The 22,313-nt window shown below is 41.3% G+C and carries 14 protein-coding genes; 2 read left to right on the top strand and 12 right to left on the bottom strand.

Annotation, left to right across the window (positions count from 1 at the left end):
* Window positions 1–7: 7 nt before the first annotated feature.
* The 11 genes from M472_RS41445 to nagA form a co-directional block, all read right to left on the bottom strand.
* Entirely contained in the window at window positions 8–3,025 is a 3,018-nt protein-coding gene (locus tag M472_RS41445) for a SusC/RagA family TonB-linked outer membrane protein (protein WP_158499881.1), read from the bottom strand.
* Between the two features lie 664 nt (window positions 3,026–3,689).
* Complete coding sequence (locus tag M472_RS41440) at window positions 3,690–4,721, bottom strand: TlpA disulfide reductase family protein (RefSeq protein ID WP_021069442.1); 1,032 nt, start codon at window positions 4,719–4,721, stop codon at window positions 3,690–3,692.
* Window positions 4,722–4,727: 6 nt separating this feature from the next.
* The gene (locus tag M472_RS41435; RefSeq protein WP_022829288.1) at window positions 4,728–5,861 is read right to left on the bottom strand and encodes a TlpA disulfide reductase family protein; all 1,134 of its coding nucleotides are present in this window, start codon (window positions 5,859–5,861) and stop codon (window positions 4,728–4,730) included.
* 70 nt (window positions 5,862–5,931) lie between these two features.
* Window positions 5,932–6,813, bottom strand: coding sequence for a hypothetical protein (locus M472_RS41430; protein WP_021069440.1), 882 nt, complete (start codon window positions 6,811–6,813; stop codon window positions 5,932–5,934).
* Window positions 6,814–6,862: 49 nt separating this feature from the next.
* Entirely contained in the window at window positions 6,863–8,317 is a 1,455-nt protein-coding gene (locus tag M472_RS41425; protein WP_021069439.1) for a RagB/SusD family nutrient uptake outer membrane protein, read from the bottom strand.
* A gap of 13 nt (window positions 8,318–8,330) precedes the next feature.
* Window positions 8,331–11,888, bottom strand: a complete 3,558-nt coding sequence (locus tag M472_RS41420; protein ID WP_021069438.1) for a SusC/RagA family TonB-linked outer membrane protein — start codon at window positions 11,886–11,888, stop codon at window positions 8,331–8,333.
* Between the two features lie 95 nt (window positions 11,889–11,983).
* A complete protein-coding gene (locus M472_RS44750; protein ID WP_158499880.1) occupies window positions 11,984–13,165 on the bottom strand; it encodes a FecR family protein in 1,182 nt (393 codons plus the stop codon).
* A gap of 152 nt (window positions 13,166–13,317) precedes the next feature.
* Window positions 13,318–13,914: an RNA polymerase sigma factor gene (locus M472_RS41415; protein ID WP_021069435.1), complete on the bottom strand. Its 597-nt coding sequence runs from the start codon at window positions 13,912–13,914 to the stop codon at window positions 13,318–13,320.
* Between the two features lie 689 nt (window positions 13,915–14,603).
* Window positions 14,604–15,311 (bottom strand): N-acetylmuramoyl-L-alanine amidase, encoded by a 708-nt coding sequence (locus M472_RS41405; protein ID WP_021069433.1) that lies wholly within the window; start codon window positions 15,309–15,311, stop codon window positions 14,604–14,606.
* Between the two features lie 27 nt (window positions 15,312–15,338).
* Window positions 15,339–17,003 carry a glycoside hydrolase family 10 protein gene (locus M472_RS41400; RefSeq protein WP_021069432.1) on the bottom strand — a complete coding sequence of 555 codons (1,665 nt, stop codon included), beginning with the start codon at window positions 17,001–17,003 and terminating at the stop codon, window positions 15,339–15,341.
* Window positions 17,004–17,034: 31 nt separating this feature from the next.
* On the bottom strand, window positions 17,035–18,147 hold the full coding sequence (gene nagA / locus M472_RS41395; protein ID WP_021069431.1) for an N-acetylglucosamine-6-phosphate deacetylase: 1,113 nt from the start codon (window positions 18,145–18,147) through the stop codon (window positions 17,035–17,037).
* An 806-nt stretch (window positions 18,148–18,953) separates the two neighbouring features.
* On the opposite strand from nagA, the gene M472_RS41390 reads away from it, so the two are divergent.
* Window positions 18,954–19,340 (top strand): RidA family protein, encoded by a 387-nt coding sequence (locus M472_RS41390; RefSeq protein WP_021069429.1) that lies wholly within the window; start codon window positions 18,954–18,956, stop codon window positions 19,338–19,340.
* A gap of 131 nt (window positions 19,341–19,471) precedes the next feature.
* A complete protein-coding gene (locus tag M472_RS41385; protein WP_022829287.1) occupies window positions 19,472–20,179 on the top strand; it encodes a hypothetical protein in 708 nt (235 codons plus the stop codon).
* Here the strand turns inward: M472_RS41385 and recG are convergent.
* A complete protein-coding gene (gene recG, locus M472_RS41380) occupies window positions 20,176–22,281 on the bottom strand; it encodes an ATP-dependent DNA helicase RecG (protein WP_021069427.1) in 2,106 nt (701 codons plus the stop codon). The genes M472_RS41385 and recG overlap by 4 nt on opposite strands.
* Window positions 22,282–22,313: the final 32 nt, after the last annotated feature.

Here is a 22,313-nt window from a genome sequence, read left to right as displayed (position 1 = left end):
ATTTCTTTTAAAAAGTTGCATTCAGTCCGAAAGAAACGGTCCTAAATTGTGGATATGCTCCATAATCAAATCCTTGCGTCAAAATAGAATGACCGACAGACACTTCGGGATCCATCCCTTTATACTTTGTAAAAGTCAATAGATTCTGTGCACTGCAAGACAATCTCAAATCCTTTACAGACTTGACTTTAAGCCATTTTTTAGGTAGGGTATACCCCAATGAAACAGTCTTCAAGCGCAGATATGAACCATCTTCTAATGTACGATCGGAAAGCATTCCAGCCTCGCCCTGGCCTCCAGTTCTAAACAATGTTTGAGACCTGTTCTCCGGGGTCCATCGCTCTTGGTAACTGGCATACTGATTCAAACCGGTCTGCTGTAAATAGTTCCCTTCAAATGCCATACGATTACCATTAAATACTTTATTGCCGTATGACCATTGAAAAAAGATATTTAGATCGAAAGATTTGTAATTTACGCTATTATTAAAACCTCCAAAATACTTCGGCATACTGCTTCCCAATGTCACCTGATCCTCTTCATCTATAAATCCGTCACTATTCTGGTCAACATACCTGATATCTCCAGGCTGTATATTCGCTCTAAAAGACCCATTTCCACTGATATCGGATTTGAGTGTGTAAACGCCATTATTTTCGTCAAAATCTTCAACCTGATATACGCCATCAAACTGATAACCATAGAACATAGCCAAAGCTTTTCCTGGAACAACAGTATAAAGTGGTGAGTCACTAATGAACATACTGCTCATGGTAGGAGATCGGTCATGCACGGACAATACTCTATTTCGATTGAAACTAATGTTAAAATGACTACGCCATTTTAAATTCGGACGATTTATATTTACGGAAGTTAAGCCTATTTCGATTCCCCTATTCTCTATTCGAGCAGCGCTATAGAACCTAGAATCTGCACTGTTCACCTTATCGTAGTAGTCTAGATTTACGATCAATCTATCGCCCCAAAGCCCCAGGTCATAACCTATATCTAATTGATCTACGGCTTCCCAAAGAGTGCCCTCTGGTGCTATGATATTCGTTGCAAAAACTGGAGTCAAAGAATTCATCATACGGATTCCCGAACGACCATAACTGGCTCTTAGCTTGGAAGAAGAAATGGTTTTTGAATTTCTCAGAAAATCTTCATTTTTCATATCCCAGGACAGGGCAATAGCTGGCGAATAGACAAACTTATTGCCAATCACTTCATCACCTCGCAACACCCCACTTAAAAAGTATTTGTAGCGAAAATTATATCCCCCTCTGAGATAAAAGGAAGAATAACGATCATCCCATTTTTTGGATAGCGTGTATACCGGAAGTCCTTCATCAAAGCCATGTTCTCCAATACCCTCATTGGGCAAATGGGTCACATCAAATGCATAAGCTTCTGTTACTCCTTTATTGTATGAATACCCTCCTTGTACATCAAGTGTATGGTCCCTTTTAAACACTTCATTGTAAGACAGCATAAAGTCTAATGTACTTTGACGCGTCTTGCTATAATACGAAGTACCATTCACACCATTAGCTCCCGAGCCCGACGGTGTTTTTGTGTTGTAAAAACCGGTTCCATCAACCATATCAGAAAGAAAGGATCCTTGTGCCTTAGCTTTTAGATTAGGAAGAATGTCGAAATCAAGATAGATATGACTTAACAAATTGGAATTCGCTCGCTTTTTCTGTTCATTTTCTAAAGAAACAACCGGATTATATTTTATCTGTGGTGCTTTATTATAATCTGGGTCTAAGAAAGGTGTCAGGATATCAATGTTATTATCTCCTGAAACAGGTCGTGCTCCCCACATTCTATAAAGTGAGTAGGTTGATAAGTCTACAGCTTCCTCAAAATTCAGTAATTGCCCATTTCTAGGCCTTTTACCATAATTTATTCCAAATCCCGAATTAATGAATCGGCCTATACGTTGGGTCAGGTTTACACGTCCTTGGTAAGTCTTTGCTCCCGAATTCATCAGCACACCCTTTTGATCACTAAAAGATGTCGAACTCACAAACTTAGTATTGGCATCTCCCCCTGACAAAGACAAACTATAGCGTTGTATAAGTGCATTACGGAACACTTCATCTTGCCAATCAATACCGTCGATATCTTTATAGTTCATCAAAACCCTTCCTTGGGAATCGTAACCCACAGACCCGGGTATAAGGTCAGCAGGTGTATACATCGGTTTTGTATGTTCTGGATCAAGTTCTATCTGGTAACGTACAAACTCATAGGGCGACATCATATCCATTTGTTTTGCAATATTTTGGAAGCCCAAAAAACTGTTGAACTTTATACTGGATTTGCCTGCAAAGCCTTTGTTAGTTTCTATCAAGATCACTCCATTACCGCCTCTAGATCCGTACAAAGCAAGCTGTGATGCATCTTTTAATACTGTTAGGTTAGCAATATCATCTGTATTAAGCACTAAATTATGGTGATTTTCTACAGGTATCCCGTCTACAACCAACAATGGTTGCGTGTGTTGCACAGAGTTTTCACCACGGACAACATAGGCTAAAGGATCACCTGGCTGACCTTGTGGCGCAATAACACGTAGTCCTGCTACTCTTCCTGCCAAGGCTTCATCAAATCGCGTTACCGGAGCCAATTTCAATGATTCCATATCCATGTAACCTAAGGCTCCTGTGGTATTACGCTTTGCCACATTGTAGTAGTTGAGATTTACAACCTCATTCAAAGCGGTCTTCTTTGCTGCAAGTGTCAGATTAATTATTGTTTTGGACCCCACACCGACTTCTTTACTATCAAAAGCAACATGTGAAAATCTTAATTTGGAAGTCGAAGAGGCTACTTCAATACTATACTGACCATTCTTATCCGTATAGGTTTTGTTGCTTCCATCCACATCTTCAACAAGAACACCGTGAATCGGTGCCTTCCTAACATCAGAGACTCTTCCTACAACATGAGATTGTTGAACCACGCCAGCAGCAAACGAACTGTTGACAATGAGTCCAATAAAACATATTGTTATCAATGCATGCAAGTTTAATCTTAAATTGTAAATTGAATTCATTGTTTATAAAAGTTTCATTCATTAAAAATCTTCATATTGCACACCTAAGATTTCAATCATAATGTAAGCCTTAGGAAACATTTTCAAACATAAAACGTTAACGTACCCGATTCAACATTAACTCTCAACTGTTTTAAGCAATTCTAACATCGATTTGACAAATCCAAGCAAATCGTTAACGTACCCGAAATAATAGTTAAAAATACTTTCCTATCAGATTTATGCAACGACTGAGCAGACAGTATTAATCTGACCAAGCGCGCAAAAAAACGAACAAACAACATTGTTATCTGAACAGCTTACATACTTTTGCTTGACATGGAAATTAATCATAATAAAGTAAATCTAAACGTATTGGTTAACTAAATTCCCGTGGGATATAAGGCTAAGATAGAAATCTTTTTTCATTAAACTAATTTTTCATCTACTTTTTTTAAAAAAAATTCAATCGTTTGCGTAACAGTGTACTCCGATCGTTTTTGAATACCTCATAAATTTTGTTTTCATAAGGTATGCACCATAAATATGCTGTTCCATTAAGCAGACTAGCCTACAATAAAAAAACCGCTGATGAAATTAATCATCAACGGCTTATACACACTAACTATTAAAAATAATCTATTGCCTAATTTCCAAAAAGCTTTACTAAATAAGCTACGAGTTCCTCGCCACGCAAGTTCTTCGCAACAATCTTACCATCAGGTCCGATTAGAAATGTCGTTGGCAACGTAGTTACTGCAAATTGGCTTACTGCAATCGCATCCTCACCTGATTTGTCGTGCATCTGTAACCAAGGCAATTGCTGATTCTTTAACGCATTCTTCCAAGCGGCTTCACTTTTATCGGTTGAAATACTCAGAATCTCAAAAGGAGCTTTGCCTTTATACTTAGCATACACTTCTTTCAACGTCTTGAATTCTTCAATACAAGGGCCGCACCATGATGCCCAAAAGTCCAACAATACATAATTACCGCGTAACGAAGCGAAGTTCAACTGCTCTCCTTTTTCATTTGCCAACGCAAAATCCTTGACGATAGCGCCTTCTTTAGAAAGTAAGGCTCCTTTAATTTGGTTGCCTGCTGACTTTCCAAAATAGGTTTGTTTCACTTCCGCCGAAAGCCCTTCATACGATTTTAACGCATCTTCTGGTGTCATCACTTTACCATAACGCTCTAACAAAAATGCTGAGCCGAAGACATTTGCATTTTTAGATACGATATCGGCTATAATAGCCGCATTGTTCCCTCCTTGTTCCTGTGTCTGTGCAAAATACTGATTCAACACATCATGCGATTTAGAGCCAGACACCTTCGACGTGTAGAATGACTCTAGATCACCTTCTACCACAACCGTCCCAGGCTCATCCACTAAAACCCCAAAAGGCGCATAGCCACCGTGTTTCTTAGATTCAGCCTCTGACGCCAACATATGTCTGGTTGGAACGGTAAATGGAAGTTCGATACGCCAAGCCCCATTTTCAACAACTGTCGTATCGTTATCTCCTGTGATATTATTGTATAAATACACTTTCGTACTATTGTACTTTGGGTCGACTTTCCCAACCAAGACTACTTTATCCGAAGTCTGTGCCTGTACACTGAAAAACGAAAGTACCGATAAGGTGAATACACCTACAATTGATCTTAACTTTATCATAGTATACTAGTTTAAAAGTTCTGCTAATTTCTCATGCAATTGCTCACCTCTCAAATCTTTAGCAACAATTTTCCCTGTTGGGTCGATCAAGTAGTTCTGTGGCACACCACGTACACCGTACATTTTAGCAACCTCATTATTCCAAAACTTCAAGTCACTCACATTTGTCCAAGTCAACTTATCGTCTTCTATAGCTTTCAACCAATTTGCTTTCTTACCCGGCTGATCTAAAGAAACTCCTAGAACTGTGAAGTTTTTGTCTTTGAATTTTTCAAATGCAGCTACCACGTTCGGGTTCTCCGCACGGCAAGGTCCACACCATGAAGCCCAAAAATCCAACAGCACATATTTACCTCGGAAATCGGATAATTTCACAGGATTATCATTCACATCGTTCTGTGTGAAATCAGGTGCCATCACACCTACTGCTGTAGTTTTTGCCGCATGAATCTGCTTTGCAAACTCCAATCCAACCTCTGATTCGCGTATTGATGTTGCCAAAGCATTATAAGCCGGCTCCATTTCCAACACCGTCTTTCCTGCCTGCAATTGATCTTGTATAGCGATCAAGCTAAAATAAGAAGATGGGTTTTTAGCGATATAATCTTCTTGCAATTCACGTTTCTTGTTTGCAAAAACCATGTACTGATCACGAAGAGGTGTCGCAAATGATTCGTCCTGGCGCTGCTCTGGTGTAGCGCTACTGTATTTCATATTGATATCCTTGATTCCATCCTCAGACTCTTTCAGCATATTTTGATATGCTGTATAAGCCGTCTGCAATGCAGAACCTTTGATAACAGCCGTTTTCAAAGAATCTTTTGCTTGGATGACAGTCTTGCCCTTGTCTACATAGAAACCTACCATATCCGTATTATAGCTCACACGGTTCCAACCCTTATTTTCTTGATCGTAGATCATGTATACCATCGTAGGGCCATTAGCCTCCCCTTTAAAAGAAAACTTACCCTTTACTACCGCTACTGAATCCAACACTTCACTGCTTGGCGTACGGATGGACATAAATACCTTACCTTCTTTTTGAGGGGACTGTATTTTTCCTTCAATACTGAAACTTGACTTTTGTGCCATCGCTGCACCTGGTAGTGCCAACAACAACATCATTTTTAAAACTCTCATCTATCTATTAATTTTAACGTATTAGCATATATCAAGATCGGCAGGTCAATGTACCTGCCGATCTTATCATTTATTGAAAGCTATCGGCAGTTTCTCTAAATTTATTTCCTGCTGCCTGAATGTCCCAGTTGTATTTCTCTTTAAAATAAGTAACAAAAAGTTCATACTTTGCTTTGCGCATAGGATTTCCATCTAAATACCAAGCATTGATATTTTCTGATGATTCAGTAAGAATCAGCTGTAACCATCCTTTATACTCTGCTTTAAAAGAAAATGAAGAATAATGATCCAGATAACCACCTTCATCCGCCAAAGTTTGCCAATCTCTATTTCTCTTTTCTATGTCATAATCAATAAAATACTGATCTCTAATCTTTGTGAAAGCGACACCGCCGTCATAAGGCTTACCTAATTCTTCAAAACCATCAATTTCATCCAAAAGTCTTTGTGAAATCAGTTCTGTAAGCTTATCCCACACCCCCCAGGTCAGACTTTCGTCTGCATAATACAACATCTCCGGATCCACTATTGGTAATTCAGAGACGGCATTAGGCCAAGTTATCACTAAACGGTTACGCCCTATAGTAGTAAATTTGGGTGGGTAATAGGGATTTCCATAAGTTTTCACAAAGAACACCTCATTGGGCATTAGTTCATTAGAGAACTTTTTATTCACATTAGATAAAAGGGTATTCAAATAGATGTAAGCACTCTCACGCATACCAGCATCAACTTTTTCTACCGGATAACGGGAGCTGTTCACATCCTCCCCTAAATAAGAATTGTAGACTTCTTTTGAGTCTTTAAACTCCATTCTAGCCCAGACTCCATATTCTTTAAACATGCTTTTCTCTAATGGATGAGCATCGAGAGCTGGGCTGAATAATTCTTCTACTCCTACATGCTCAGAGGGGATTGGCGTTTCTTCTTTGGTACATCCTATTAGCTGCATTATTGCTACTGTACACAATAAACTATATAAGTATTTCTTTGCTTTCATTTTATCTTGGATTTATTGGCATTTCAGGACTATTCTCTGTTTCCGAGGGTGGAATTTGCAAAATATACCTAGGATCATTCTTTTCCAAAGTATACACCTGTGCATCTCTATATGCGTGTTGAATCTGTGGTTTTCCTAAGCGACGAAGGTCCATAAAACGATGTCCTCCATCGAAGGCCAGCTCTAAACGTCGTTCTTCCAATATACGATCTAGCAAATCCTTGTTTTCAGTGTAATCCTCGACCTTTAATTGGACGATATGATCCTTGCGCATTCTGCTCCTCAACAGCGTATTAACATCTGCTATAGCTAAGTCCTTTTTCCCTAAACGTACATTTGCTTCCGCGCGGATTAAATAAGCTTCCGAGGCCTTAAAACCTACATAGTACCACAACAAATCTTGCGAAGCAAACATTTTATAAACAGTCCTTCCGACCTTCACTCCTTGTTGTGTACCCTGATCTTCAAAAGAATCATAAATCAATTGACGATAATCGGTCATTTCTCCGTAGCGTTTTGTTAGATTCAATAGTTCTTCTGTGGGCTTAAGAGGTCCTGTAGAAAAATAATAAATGTTTGTATTAGCTTTTCCTCCGGTAAAGAACATTAATTCTTTATTAACTTGCGTATCAATAAAGCCAAATTGGTAATTCAAGACTTTCCCTACTCCTTCTCCTATACGTTCTTCTAATCCACTCAAATCGGCCAATGGATAGTTTCCTATTACTTGTCCAGCAAACTTAGTAGCATCTTCATTATTGCCCATCATCAGCGCAACCCGAGCACGAAACAATTGCAAGGTATTATGCGAAAAACGGTAACGATCGGTAATACGTTTCCCTAATAATAGTCGGCTTCCCTCATCTATATCCACAACAATCTGATTCCACACGGCTTCTATCGTTGCTCTCGTATTATTTGATGATGTCTCTGTTACATCACTGGCATCAAGAGACAGAGGTACTCCTGGTAATTTTAAATTTTCAGGACTGTAAACATCTGCATAAAGGTTAACTAAATAAAAATAAGCGTATGCACGTAAAGCGTAAGCTTCTCCCTTTACTTGCTCATAAAGAGCTTTTTCGCCTTCTTTAACACTATATTCATCCAAGTAACTCAACACGGTGTTTGCATAATAAATACTTTTATATAACTGCCCCCAATAAGGGTCTGACAAAACACCAGGTTGCAACATCGATGGAGCAAAAGTATACCATAGCACCTGATCTCTCGCAGGATAATTATCTGCTTCTAAATTCACATACACGTTATCGGTAAGCATTTCTGTGTTGACAAAGAAGTCAGACCGTGGGTAGCCGCCCAACAAAACCGCTTCGAAATCCTCCAATGTTTTTGGAATCATGCTATGTACGGGCTTGATATCTAACATATCCTTACATCCATTTAAGGTCAACAACCCTACACAAAGCAAACTATATTTTAAAATTTTTTTCATTATTCTTCGAGGTTTAAAATTGAACCATAAGAGACAGCGAGTAGGAACGAGGAACTGGCAAAAAAGTATTCCCAAAATTAATGGTTGCAGATGTCGCATCTCTATACGCCATCGCAGACCCTTGCGCTTCGGGATCCTGTCCTTTTAATGCTTTATTTTTCCATACATGCAGATTATTGCCTTGCAAAGACAAGCGAATATTTTGAATACCAGCAGCACGAAGACGAGGTGTAAAATAATCATAACTCACGGAGAGATTCTGTAACCGAATAAAGTCTGCCGAAACCGTGCGCAAATCAGAATTATCATACATTGATCCATTCGTAGGGTTCAGCGCTGTAAGAGCAATATCTTCTCTGGTCTCCAAAACAGGAACATCCGTATTTAACTCATCTCCAGGATTTTGCCACCTATTCACCCATTCCTTTGACATATTCTGGGTAGGATCAGGGAAAGTCAGATAACGACCATCAGATAAATTGCGTAGACGCATCACATTACCAAAACTACCGATGAATAATGCCGACAATGTCACTCGTTTATAGGAGAACGTATTAGTAAAACCGACCTGTGAAGTCGGGTTAATCACACCAGAATAAGCTAGCCCGTCTGTATTAATCATACCGCTCAACACTTTTTCCCCCTCTTTAGCTGTATAAAATGTTGCACGTCCTTGCTCATTCAGTCCTGCATAACGGTAAGACCAAATTCCATCAATCGGGAAATCAATCTTTGCTGTAGCCGAATAATTGGAACGACGTTGATCTGTCATTCCAGCAACAGTCGGTTTAGCATAGATATCTATTACTTTGTTTTTGTTAAACCCAAAGTTCATATTCGTAGACCATCTAAAACTCTCGTTATCGATATTGATCGTATTAAAGGAGAACTCCCATCCTTGGTTTAGCATGGACGCCCAGTTAACCTGTACTTGATCAAATCCTGTTACTTGCGATACCTGACGGCTACCTAATAAATCGAGTGCTTTTTTATGGTACCACTCTACATTGGCCATTAACCTACGTTTGAAAAAGCCCATTTCCAAAGCAATATTTCCAGTATAAGTCTGCTCCCATTTTAGATTAGGGTTCTTCGGAGCATTAATCCTTAAGTAATTAGATGGATTTATTGGATCTACAATACCTATACTAGCCACTAGATCAGAGTAAGCCTGAGCAGCAACATTTCCTTGACTACCATAGGATCCACGCAAAGTAAGGTAAGATACCCAATCTATATCTCTAAGAAATTTTTCTTCTTTCATCTGATAGTTTGCACCAACAGCCCATAAGGGTTGAAAAAGTTCATTTGTCTTCAAGCCGAATCGATTCGAACCATCTGTCCGAACATTAAAACTTACTGTATATCTGTTATCATACGTATAATTCAAGGCTCCAAAATAAGATAGGTTGGCACTTTCGTCAAGACTCTCTCTCCAATAAGGAATTCCCATTTTTTTCATGTAGTCAAACTGCGGCACCAATTGATGTCCTCTATCATGCGAATAGCCATATAACTCCGTAGTTACACTAGTGGTCTTACTTTTTCTCACTTCTTGTCCTACCATCACATTCAGATAGTGTACATTGTTGATCAAAGGGTTATACATTAATTGATTACGAAAAGTAATGGAACCATTATAAGCATTTCTATCTTTTCTATAGCCGCCTTCTTTCCAAGGATATACATAGTCACCCTCGACTATTTCGCGATTTGCACGTTTCCCCATACGTACGAAATAACTATCATCCACAGCTATATCTTCATCCGTCGTACTCTGTTTAGCATAAGAGAACAAGGAACTAAAAGTCAGATCTTTTATGATACGATACTCCAAATCCAAATTTCCTCTCATACCAAAATTTCTGGAATCTCTCCATCCTCTGTCCCTATTCTCCAAAAAGTTATATTCCATACCATTTATATAGAAAGGGTTATAAGAACCATCCTCACGATACGCCGGCATAGCTCGCGTCGTATAAATAGCATATTCAAACGGATTCTCTTTCGAATCTACCGCAAAGAAACTATCATTTTCACGTGCATTGACATCAATAGTCGCTCCGAGCCTTAGCTTATTAAAAATATGAGTGTACACTTTTACAGCCCCTGTATATGTTTTCTGACCTACATCTTTAGCTGTAGCTTGATCATTCAGGTAACTACCAGAAACATAAAATGTCGTTTTCTCGTCCCCACCAGATACACTTAAATTCTGACGGTTTGAAAACGAATTCCGGAATAGATGCTGGAACCAATCTGTATTTACCTCTTCCAAATAGTTAACCTTTTGATTAAACTCGTCCCAGGTCATCCGTTTATCCATCACATCGATAAAATACCGTTCGAAATCTGACACGGTATTATATTCTCCAGGACCAGGCGTCGTAGCCCCAAAAACACCACGACGGATCATTTCCCGATTTACGTCAATACGCTCTTTCGAATTCATCATATACGCATCTTCTATTCGGGGCCTCTCTCCTAGAGTAGCGTTACTTGTAAAATTAATTCTTGTCTTACCAGCTTTACCTTTTTTCGATGTAATGACAATAACACCATTCGCAGCACGCGTACCATAGATAGCAGTAGCTGCCGCATCCTTCAACACGTTGATACTTTCAATATCCTCAACGTTGACCCCGCCAATACCCGAAGCAATCAGGTTACGGTTGGTCATGATATCATCTACGGATACATTCACCGCATCATCCAGTATAATACCATCTACCACCCATAACGGCTGTGCATTACCGCTTAACGTTGCTGTACCACGGATACGGATCTGTGGCATTGCTCCTGGAGCACCTGAAGTACTCATCACCGTCATTCCCGGTACCTGTCCTTGAAGCAACTTGTCAATATTTGGTTGAAAAATCGTCTCCAATTGTTCCATATTGACAGTAGCAACCGATCCTGTCAATGATTTTTTCTGCAAATTCTGATATCCTGTAACTACGACATCCTCCAATTGGTTTTCTACTGCTGTAAGGCGTACCTCGGTCCAGGTTTTTCCTTGTAATGGGATTTGCAAAGTCTCAAAACCCATACTTTTGAATACCAACGTAGCATTACCATTGCTGACATTGATCACATACGTACCATCCACATCGGTACCTACCGTATTGCGTGCATTGTCTTTCTCGCTGACTGTGATACCCGCTAGCGGTTTACCCTTGTAATCCATCACTCGTCCGCGCACTTGCACTTTTTGCTGTGCAATCGATTGTGGCTTTGCGGAGATCACAATCGTCTTATTGTCTATACTATATTGCAACGGCTGATCCCTAAAACAATAATCTAAGACCTCTTGTACCGTTGCATTTTGCATATCGATATCGACCGATCTATTGGATTTGACCAATGATTCATTGTAAAAGAAATCAACGTTACTTTGTTTCTTGATTTCATTAAAAACTTGAGAAAGTGTCATGCCCTTTCTCTTGATGCTGACGCGCTGTGCGAAAGCCGCCATACTCATTTGCGCAAAGGCTAGCGCAACCAGTAAGATAGTTGTACGTTTCCCCAAAGCTATACTTCTCAGTAATGCTCTAGCATTAGATAAATTCATTCAGTAATAATTTATTAGTTCAATATTTACGGTATACGACTGCTTATTCCCATCAAAGCAGCGGTTAGTTAGATTGAATTCGAATTCACGTAAAATTACACCATCAAGACTACCCTCCTTTCTTTTATACCGACAGGTACGATATGATATCGAATCTGACCGGTTCTATTGAGTATTTCCAATACTTCTTCTAAACTTCGTTTTTTAGAGATTGCACCTGTAAATCCATAACCTTTTCCTCGGGTCACGACCTGCACCTCGACACCATACCACCTCGACAATTCATTGCCAATCTGATCAAGACCAGCGTCGAAAAATGCAAACTCACTGTCGCGCCAAGCATTCACCTTGTCCATCTGAGCGGGACCGACCTTAATATTTTCGCCTCCCCAAGTGACCACACTGCTCTGACCAGGCTTTAACGTATAAGCCCTATGTTCCGTAGCAACCTCCACACTTCCTTCCATCAACGTTGTCGTCGTACGATTCTCCCCATAAGCCTTCACATTAAAGTGCGTGCCCAATACTCGCACCTTCTGATCGTTAGAAAACACCAAGAAAGGCTTATCCTTATTCTTGGCAACTTCAAAATAAGCCTCTCCCTCCAGCTCTACTTTACGGACACCTCCGATAAAGTTTACGTCGTAGGTTAGTTTAGAGCTCGCATTCAACCACACTTTCGTACCATCCGTCAGCAATAGGGCACCTATCTTTCCAGCAGGCACACTCACCACTTGAATCATCGGCTCTGTAGCTTCGTTCAGTTTTTTAATTTCAAAGAATGAATCACCATTTTCTTTCTCTGTACTTGTGTATGCCGTTTCCAGACCATCCGACAGCTCGACAACCTCACCATTTGGCAATGTTAATGTCACACCATCCGATACAGGTTTTTGCTTTTGTAGCTCCGCTGCGATTTTAACTTTATCCGCTACTGGTGTTACGGTCTCTTTATTTCGCTGATAGCCGACAAAACCGATCACCACTGCTGCTGCCACCGCTACCCATCGCCACAGAGGTCTCAAGAAATGTATCTTCTCAGGTCTCTCTTCGCCAAAAATGACCGCCTCGATTTGAGGATACTCTTCTCTGGATATCTCCACAATACCCGCTATCCGATCCGACTCGTCATCCTTTGCCTCAAAAACCGCATCAACATACTGTTCTAGTTCGACACGGAACTCCTCATCAGAAAATGTATCCACGAGCCAAGCAGCTTGCTCAGGCGTACATTTGCCCATCAAGTATTGTTCAAAAACTTGTTTTTTATTATACATAACTTCAGTTTTCCTGTGCCGCACTGTGATGCGCATTTATCTATATACGCAGCGATACGACAAAGTCTATGCTCTAAAAATTATTTTTTTCAAAAAAAATATAAATGATATGGGATATCCCTCCAAAGGGACGTTTCAGAAGATGGAGAAATCTATCTATTATTAACCCAAAGCCCCACCAAGGCTACCAATAAGGCAAATAGCTTTTCGCCCAGTTCACTCTTCAGGAAGCGCATTGCTTTGGCCATGTGATCTTTGATCGTCCCCACAGACACACCGTGAGCCTCAGCAGCCTCTTCATAGCTCTTCCCCTGAAACTTACAATACAAAAAGATTTCCTTACGCTTGGATGGCAATCGATCAATAGCTGCGGACAGTGCTTCCGTCATTGATTCGATATGATCGCTCCCATCCTCCATTTCGTAATACAATGTTGCTTGTGTCAACAGTGCCTTGCGAACAGCCTCATTAGATGCGGATTTCCGGAAATAATCCACCACCAGATTACGAGCAATGGTATGCAGCAAAGGCCACACTCCGTGTTCTTGTAGAATACGCTCCCTAATATCCCACAGTCGAACAAACGAAATTTGATGGATTTCCAGCACACTGTCTTCATCAGGAAGTAACTGATTTAATTTATGCAGTAAAGACGGTGAATGCAACTCATAAAGCTTAGAAAAAGCCTCTCTATCTCCCGCTATTAAACCAGAGATCCATCTGCCTTCACCAAATTCTTCCTTTTCCAAGCTACATTACTTTTAACGCAACAAAATTATAAATTTTTTATTAATAACGTTTTAATAAATACTTATGCTACACAACATTCGAGTAATAGGCTATTGTTGCTTTTAAATGAAGGATTAAAATAGTCCTTGTCAGGACAGGACCTTCTTTATTCCTTGATGAATAAAGAAGCAAACAAATCAAGACTGTGTAACCTATGTTCATCACGGCACATAAAGCTACACGTGCGGTTTCCTAGGTCGCCACAACACTGCCCCACTCCATGACTGGAACCCTCTAGTGACTGCAACATGTACGATAATCTATGTGATAGCTTTACGGCCTTAGTCTCCATATGTTACAAGGTCGTCTTTTTCACGTGTAGATTATTGATCGCTTGTTCCCTTCTGTTATTCACAGGCCCTAAAACGGCCTTAGCTTATTTGGTCGTGAAAGTAGGCATGGTGTATGCTACTTCTTGCATGTTGCACTATGTCCAGCAGATCCCAGTCCTTGCGTGGGATTGGAGTGTAAGAGACCTAGGGACTGCGCTTAACACCATGACGTTACTGGAGCAACAAATAAGATACAGCCTTGATTTTTGGTTTCTTTTTATCAAGAAAAATTGCGCAGCAATCTCCGGAGGAAACGAACATGCCCCGCGCCGGCAGAGAGGCGCATAAAAATCCTTCATTTAAACACTCACACTAAACTATTGTGATGGCAAAGGAGCAATTTTAAGCGTCACCGGAAGCCCTAATTCTTTGCGCAAAGCATGCATAAACTTATCTCCGGGATCCCGCTTTGAAGTCATATAAGTAGGATTCGTCTCTTTCCACCAAAGTGTCTTTTTGAAAGCCTGATATTCATGATGACCTATGACATATTCAATAGCATACTTTTCACGAAGGTACTTGATAAGTTTTGTACTGGCTTGCAGTTGCTTTTCTGTCAATGGGTTTCTTGGTGTACCGATATTCTCTATCCCAATCGCACAATAATTAAGCCCTATGGTATGTCGGGCAAATTGATTTTCTTCCAATAGCTGATAAATACGACCATCTCGTCCGATCACAAATTGCGCAGAAACATTTAAAGAACTGGCCGTCTGCAAATCTCTCCTCCCGGGAAGAAACACGGGATTAAAAGTTTTGAACGTAGCTTCTACGCTCATATTTTCGGTATAATGGACTACGACTATGCGTGGTTCGATAAGGGCGGTATCCGCGCGGATACCATGTCTCTTTAACAGGTATTCCAACGAAAGACGCTCTCGATCGGCATCCCATTGAACAGGTCTTTTTACAACAATAGGCTTAGTCTGCGCAGAGAGTTCAGATACCCCTCCGAAGACTAAGCCTATCACTGCTGTTATTATCCATGAAAGTATCTTCTTCTTAATATTCCAAGTTACTCCCATGTATCGTTGTTTTAAAAAAAGCTATTCTTAATTGTGTTGTACACTCTTGGCAATATACTCGCTCTCATTACCAAGACGGTCGATCGCACGTACGGCAACATCATACAGCGTTTTTCCATCTTTTTGCTTTGGCAATTCTAACGAAGTTACGGAAGCATCAAGGATATCAGTAGTCCACACCTCTCCATACCTCGTATAAACTACCCAATGCATCACTTGATCCGGTTGCTTTTGAAGCCATTTTGCAAATACCGTATTTTTCTGATTAGTCAACAACAACGTTGGACGCAGCAATGGATTTGCATTCAACCATGGACTTTTCGGTATCAACGCTTTTTCCTTATATGGACCATTCTTTAGGGCAGGAAGCATAGCTGGATTTTTCGTCAGCCCCGCTATACTCCAGTGTACAGCCCCAGGACTGTTCGGGACAATTTCCCGAGATGCAGCAACCTGATTCACAATCTCCTTTGTCTTATCTGCTGCTCTGACCTCTACCGTATTCAGACCTGGCCACAGGTGTCTGTTATATCTATTCTCCGACTGCCACCATTTTAGCAGCGCTGTAAAACTCTGTCTCTGTGGCTCTATAGGCCAATACAGCTGCGGTGTGAAGTAATCGATCCATCCCTCATTAAGCCACAGCTTCGCATCAGCATACAGCTCATCATACTGAGAAGAACCCGTTACACCTGAAGGGTATCCCGGTTTCCATATTCCAAATGGACTCAAGCCGAACTTCACAAAGTTCTTCTCCACCTTTATCTCTTCGTAAACACGTTTAATAAAGCGGTTGACATTATCTCTACGCCAATCTGCCCGCGACAGGCTCCCGCCATTTCTCTTATAGACGTTCCATGTTTTATCATCTGGAAAATCAGCTCCACCATTGTAACTGGCATAAGGATAAAAATAATCATCAAAGTGGACGCCGTCTATATCATAGCGTTTCACGATATCGTTGACCACCTTAGCTGCGTGATCTTGAGTGCGCTGATCGGCAGGATCAAACCAATACATACCATTACGTAACCGAACGACATTATCAGGTGTACGCTTGACCATCGACTCCGAAGTCACTACACCACCATTGGAGTGATGTGCACGGTAAGGGTTCAACCATACGTGCAACTCGAGCCCACGTTTATGCGCTTCCTGTACCCAAAATTCTAAAGGATCATAATAAGGCTCCGGACGTTTACCAATCTCACCTGTCAGAAAGTAAGACCAAGGTTCGAACTGACTATTGTACATCGCATCCGCCGAAGGGCGCGCCTGAAAAATAACTGCATTGAAATTATTCTCCTTGAGCATATCCAATAAAGCGACCGCTTCCTGTTTTTGTTGCTCTGTAGTCAGATTACGTTTTGAAGGCCAATTGATATTAGCGACAGTCGCTACCCAAGCAGCACGAAACTCACGTGGAATTACCGGCAAGTCAACAACGAGGGACTCTTCTTTCACCACTTTTACGGGGGGCGCCATCTCTGCAGACGTTGCTACCAATGGTGGCTTTGCCTCTTTCTTGGGTGTATCTTTCTGCACAACGACAGGCGCCTGTGGATTTGATACTTCTGTCTCGGCTTTCTTTGTATACTGTGTTTTCTTATTCTTACGCGAACCGCAAGAAAACATAAATACCGAAATTAACATTGCAGCGAACGCTGCGCTTTTAATCGTCTTTAAAGTCATAGTATGCAAAACTACACTTTTTTCGTTAGCCCTACTCAACTTTCTTTCCTTCAAAATACACCTCCTTCACTTTATACTGCTGATCAAAAATCAGCACATTTGCCATTGCTCCCTTATTTAAGTGTCCAATATCTTTTCGTTCAATCAATCGAGCAGGATAAGTAGTCCCCATACGAATAGCCTCATCCAATGGGATCTCTGCTTTCTCTACACAATTCCGAATAGCGGCCAACATACTCAAAGCCGAACCACTCAGGGTTCCGTCGGGAAGCACGTAATGGTCTTCATTGAACAGGTGCTGATAAATTCCCGAATTACAGTTAGTAACCGCGTCAGTGATCAAAAACAAACGTTCTCCCAATTGTTTTTTACTAATCTTGACCACCTCATAATCCACATGGATACCGTCTGCCACAATCGAAGCACACACCGCCTTATGGTTAAATACTGCCCCAGGCACTCCGGCCTGTCGATGGTGCAAGGACGACATGGCATTCCAAAGGTGGGTTGCCGCTTTTATCCCCTTGTCAAATGCTTTCGAAGCTTCTTGAAATGTAGCATCCGTATGACCGGCACTGATCAAAACGCCTTTCGACAGCAGGTAATCTAGACACTCCTGCGCCAACAATTCGGGAGCAACAGTTATAATCCCGACAACATCTTCATTACCTTCAAACAGATGTCTTAATGTAGACAGGTCAGCTTTAACAATCAATTCTGCGGGGTGGGCACCTCTCTTCTTCGGATTCAAGAACGGGCCTTCCAAATGCAGTCCTAGTGCTACACGAGGCGAAGCATCTTTAAAAACACGAATAGCCTTATCGAATACTTGAATGGTATTCGTTGCCAGTGTCAGGTAAAAAGAAGTACAACCTTGTTTTAATAGGGTCTTCTCGATATAATCCAATGCGTCGGCACTCAAAGTCTCAGAGAATAGATTCCCCCCGGCACCATAAATCTGTAAATCGATAAGGCCAGGGCAAATATGGCACCCCTCCACATCCACCTTTTCAAATTCATCAGAGACCTCACTGACAGGCACTGTTCCCATTACTTTATCGCCCGAAATCAACAGCGCTTGATCTTTTATAATATCATAATCAGAATAGATTGTTCCGTTATGTAAAGCCAGCTTTCTTTCCATAGTGCAATATAAAAAACTTTCATGATTCCTTCTGTTCACCAACAGACATGAAAGTTCTTGATGTCCATTAAAGACAGACACTTTCAGAAAAAAAAGAAGGTTTAAAATAGTCCTTGTCAGGACGGGACCTTCATTTTTGTCTTGACACAAAAACGAAGCAAAAAAGTCAAGGCTTGGATATTGTTACGCTAAAAACAGTTCGAAATCCAGAATGTATTTGAGCCGTTTCACTTCTTAAATCCATTCTCGTTGGATTTCTTCTGTTTTCTTAACGCGACAACATCCTAGGCCGGTTTGGAGCCTGTGGATAGCAAAAGGAATAAGCAATCAATAATCTACACGTGAAAAAGACGACCTTGTAACATATGGAGACTAAGGCCGTAAAGCTATCACACAGATTATCGTACATATTGCAGTAACCAAGGATTTCCAGTCTATGGGCGGGGCAGTGTTGTCGCGACCTAGGAAACCGCACGTATAGCTTTATGTGCCATGATGAACATAGGTTACACAGTCTTGACTCTTTGCTTCTTTCTCGTTCAAGGAGAAAGAAGAGCCCTGTCGCGGCTCGAGCGACAAGAAGATGTTGATTTTAAACCTTCTTAAAACTTTGACCTTATCAATTTACCATCTGTTCAAAAGTAATACAGAAAGTTTGTAACTTCGTTTCACACGAAACCGCAGACTATGGAGAAATCAAAACAGCATACAAACGGCAGCATAAAAGCCATGCGTATTATCAATACCATTGCTATTAGCGTTTTTGTCTTAGGAATCCTTTATAAAATATTTATAGCTAAATAATAATGTCACAAAAAGAAATCTTCAACACAGACAAGGCTCCTGCAGCGATCGGACCTTACAACCAAGCTATCAAAGCAGACAAAACATTATATGTATCCGGTCAGGTACCTTTCAATCCAGAAACGATGGAGTTGGTCACTACGGGCGTAGCAGATGAAGCCCATCAGGTATTAAAAAATGTAGGCGCCATCTTAAATCATGCCGGCTACGATTTCAAAGATGTTTGCAAAGCGACCATCTTCTTATCCAGCATGGATGACTTCGCTACAGTCAATGAAGTGTATGCGCAGTACTTCAACGAGAACCAGCCTGCACGTGAGTGTGTAGCAGTAAAAACATTGCCCCGTAATGTAAATGTCGAGATTTCGGTTATCGCCTGGAAGGCATAGCTCCAATACCACAATCTTTACAACCGAATTTTAGCCCTGTCCAGACAGGGCTTTTCTTTTATTAGAAATAGCTGTAGCGATTTCATACCGATCACCGTACTAGTTATAATACAACTATAAATTCAAAAAAAATGGCAAGAACTAACCTCTTATTTTGCTGCTTATTGGGTATTATCACCTTATTTGCTGCCTGTAACAAAGACGACAATAACGACAAATACCATGAACTCATTCGTCTTGCTGACCTCAAATTGCAAGAAGCTATCAAGTTAGCGGAAAATCAACCTTGTAAACCGATAGAAGAATGGCGGATAGACACACTCCCCTACCGATATGTGCCCGTACATCCCAGTTTTGAAAAAGAATACAACAGCCTTATCAAAGAATACCGGGAACTATCCGAGCAGGCATACAAAGCTTACAAACCTGGAAAAAATGACCCTTTAGTATATAACACTACACCAGTTGAGTTGGCTCCCCACTTTGGATTACGCTGCAAAGAAGGTAAAATGATTGTGGCCAACGCAACGGACCTTGAACTCACCGAGATTGACCAATTATTAGATGAACTATTTCCACAAGTCGTTGGCTATTTTAATGATGTTCCTTGTACCGATGCCAGTAAATGGTCTATCGCTACTATTCTCAAGGACTGTGAATTTATACAATTTCCCGTTATTAACACCCCTGATTCTCGTGCTTTCGGAGAATTAGCGACCAAATACAGCCACCTTTATCAGGTTAAAAAATACCGCACAGAAATGGATTGTCCAAGCAGCAATGCAAACCCTGCAAAAGAAGTTATTTGTAAAGACGGAAAAGCTACGCTTGTTTATTAAGAAATCTTATCCCAGGATATCCCTGGAGCCCGTTGATTCAGATACGCTGCCAATTGCTGGTGCTGTGGTGCCAGCAATTGCGCATCTTCTTTAAAGATTTCAATCACCCGACTGCGAGCCTCGCTCAATATAGCCTGATCCTTCGCCAGGTCTGCAATTTTCATTTCCAACACGCCCGACTGCTGTGTTCCAGAGAGATCACCCGGCCCCCTAAGCTCCAGATCGACTTCAGCAATCTCAAAACCATCATTGGTACGTACCATAGTTTCTAGGCGCTTACGTCCCTCTTTGCTCAGTTTATTGCCCGACATGAGGATACAAAAGGACTGCTCTGCCCCCCGGCCTACACGCCCACGCAACTGGTGCAATTGAGAAAGGCCAAACCGCTCCGAGTTTTCAATGATCATAACCGATGCATTGGGTACATTGACCCCCACCTCGATCACCGTCGTAGCCACCATGATCTGAGTCTCTCCCTTTACAAATCGCTGCATCTCAAAATCCTTATCTTTTACGGGCATCTTTCCATGCACAATACTGATATGATATTGCGGCAGGGGGAATTCCCGCATCAATCCCTCCAGCCCTGCTTCTAGATAAAGCAGGTCCATTTTTTCACTCTCTTTAATCAGTGGATATACAATATAGACCTGTCTGCCCTTTGCCACCTCTTCCCGTATAAAACCAAATACACGCAAGCGCTGATTTTCAAAAAAGTGAACCGTCTTAATCGGCTTACGTCCGGCAGGCAGTTCGTCAATGATAGAGATATCAAGATCACCGTACAGCGTCATCGCCAGCGTACGTGGTATAGGAGTCGCCGTCATGACCAGCATATGCGGCGGAATCACATTCTTACGCCACAGCTTCGCCCGCTGCTCCACACCAAATCGATGCTGCTCATCGATCACGACAAAACCTATATTCTTAAACTTCACCTTATCTTCTATCAAGGCATGGGTTCCGATAAGAATATCCAATGTCCCTTCTTCCAAGCCCTGATGTATCAATCGCCGCTCTTTGGCAGGAGTAGAACCCGTAAGCAGCTTAATGGAACAGATATCATCACCGACAAGCTCTTTCAAACCATTATAATGCTGCGTTGCCAGAATCTCCGTCGGTGCCATCATACAGGCCTGACAACCGTTGTCCAAGGCGATAAGCATACTCATCAGTGCCACCACCGTTTTACCAGAACCTACATCCCCCTGTACCAGACGGTTCATCTGTGCACCAGTATTCGTATCCTGCCGGATTTCCTTGATCACCCGCTTTTGCGCATTCGTCAGCGGAAAGGGCAGTCGCTCGTTAAAAAAAGTATTGAACCGATCGCCCACCCTATCAAAGCGATGTCCCTTAAACTTTTGGGTATTGAGTTGCTTATTGCGCAGCAGACGCAACTGTATAAAGAACAGCTCCTCGAATTTCAACCTCCTCGTAGCTGCATTCAGATCGTTGACCTGTTGGGGAAAATGTATAGCCAGCAGCGCTTCCTTATGCCCCATAAGACTATGCTTTTCCAGAATATAAGGAGGCAGGGTTTCCTCAATACTATGATATACGGCTTCCAGCGCTGTCTGCTGAAGCTTTTGAATACCTTTCGTATCCAGATTGAATTTCTTTAATTTTTCGGTGGATGAATACACCGGCTGCATCGTCATATTGCCGACTTTCTTCTCGGCAGAACTGTACAGCTCCATCTCGGGGTGTGTCATCGAAATAGCTCCATTGAACTCAGTCGGCTTACCATAAATAATATAAGGACTGCCGATTTTGAGGCTTTTCCGGAGCCATGGTATACTCTGAAACCACACCAGTTCCATGCTACCCGTTTCATCCCGAAACTCCGCGACCAACCGCTTACCACGTCGCTCGCCTACTTCTTTCAGTGAAATCAAACGCCCCAACACTTGTGCTCCAATGAGATCAGCATGTACTTGTCGGATTTTATGGAATTTGGTACGGTCTATATAGCGAAATGGATAGTACTGCAACAGGTCACCAATAGTAAAGAGCAGCAGCTCTTTTTTTAACACATCAGCTTTCTGCGGACCTACCCCTTTGAGGTATTCTATGGGAGTTATTAACGATAAATTAGCCATTCCTAAGAACGGCTAATTTACAAAAAATATAT

Origin of the sequence: Sphingobacterium paucimobilis HER1398 (genome assembly GCF_000416985.1) — a bacterium.
Classification (GTDB): Bacteria; Bacteroidota; Bacteroidia; order Sphingobacteriales; family Sphingobacteriaceae; genus Sphingobacterium; species Sphingobacterium paucimobilis.
The sequence above is the reverse complement of the archived record's forward strand: the minus strand, read 5'-3'. Positions and strand labels throughout refer to the sequence as shown.

What these genes read in the sequence shown, in the direction of transcription:
- nagA (WP_021069431.1), bottom strand. Translation starts at nt 18,147, where the DNA reads ATGGAAAGAAAGCTGGCTTTACATAACGGAACAATCTATTCTGATTAT.
- M472_RS41425 (WP_021069439.1), bottom strand. Translation starts at nt 8,317, where the DNA reads ATGAAAAAAATTTTAAAATATAGTTTGCTTTGTGTAGGGTTGTTGACC.
- M472_RS41400 (WP_021069432.1), bottom strand. Translation starts at nt 17,003, where the DNA reads ATGACTTTAAAGACGATTAAAAGCGCAGCGTTCGCTGCAATGTTAATT.
- M472_RS41405 (WP_021069433.1), bottom strand. Translation starts at nt 15,311, where the DNA reads ATGGGAGTAACTTGGAATATTAAGAAGAAGATACTTTCATGGATAATA.
- recG (WP_021069427.1), bottom strand. Translation starts at nt 22,281, where the DNA reads ATGGCTAATTTATCGTTAATAACTCCCATAGAATACCTCAAAGGGGTA.
- M472_RS41420 (WP_021069438.1), bottom strand. Translation starts at nt 11,888, where the DNA reads ATGAATTTATCTAATGCTAGAGCATTACTGAGAAGTATAGCTTTGGGG.
- M472_RS41440 (WP_021069442.1), bottom strand. Translation starts at nt 4,721, where the DNA reads ATGATAAAGTTAAGATCAATTGTAGGTGTATTCACCTTATCGGTACTT.
- M472_RS44750 (WP_158499880.1), bottom strand. Translation starts at nt 13,165, where the DNA reads ATGTATAATAAAAAACAAGTTTTTGAACAATACTTGATGGGCAAATGT.
- M472_RS41385 (WP_022829287.1), top strand. Translation starts at nt 19,472, where the DNA reads ATGGCAAGAACTAACCTCTTATTTTGCTGCTTATTGGGTATTATCACC.
- M472_RS41390 (WP_021069429.1), top strand. Translation starts at nt 18,954, where the DNA reads ATGTCACAAAAAGAAATCTTCAACACAGACAAGGCTCCTGCAGCGATC.
- M472_RS41430 (WP_021069440.1), bottom strand. Translation starts at nt 6,813, where the DNA reads ATGCAGCTAATAGGATGTACCAAAGAAGAAACGCCAATCCCCTCTGAG.
- M472_RS41435 (WP_022829288.1), bottom strand. Translation starts at nt 5,861, where the DNA reads ATGAGAGTTTTAAAAATGATGTTGTTGTTGGCACTACCAGGTGCAGCG.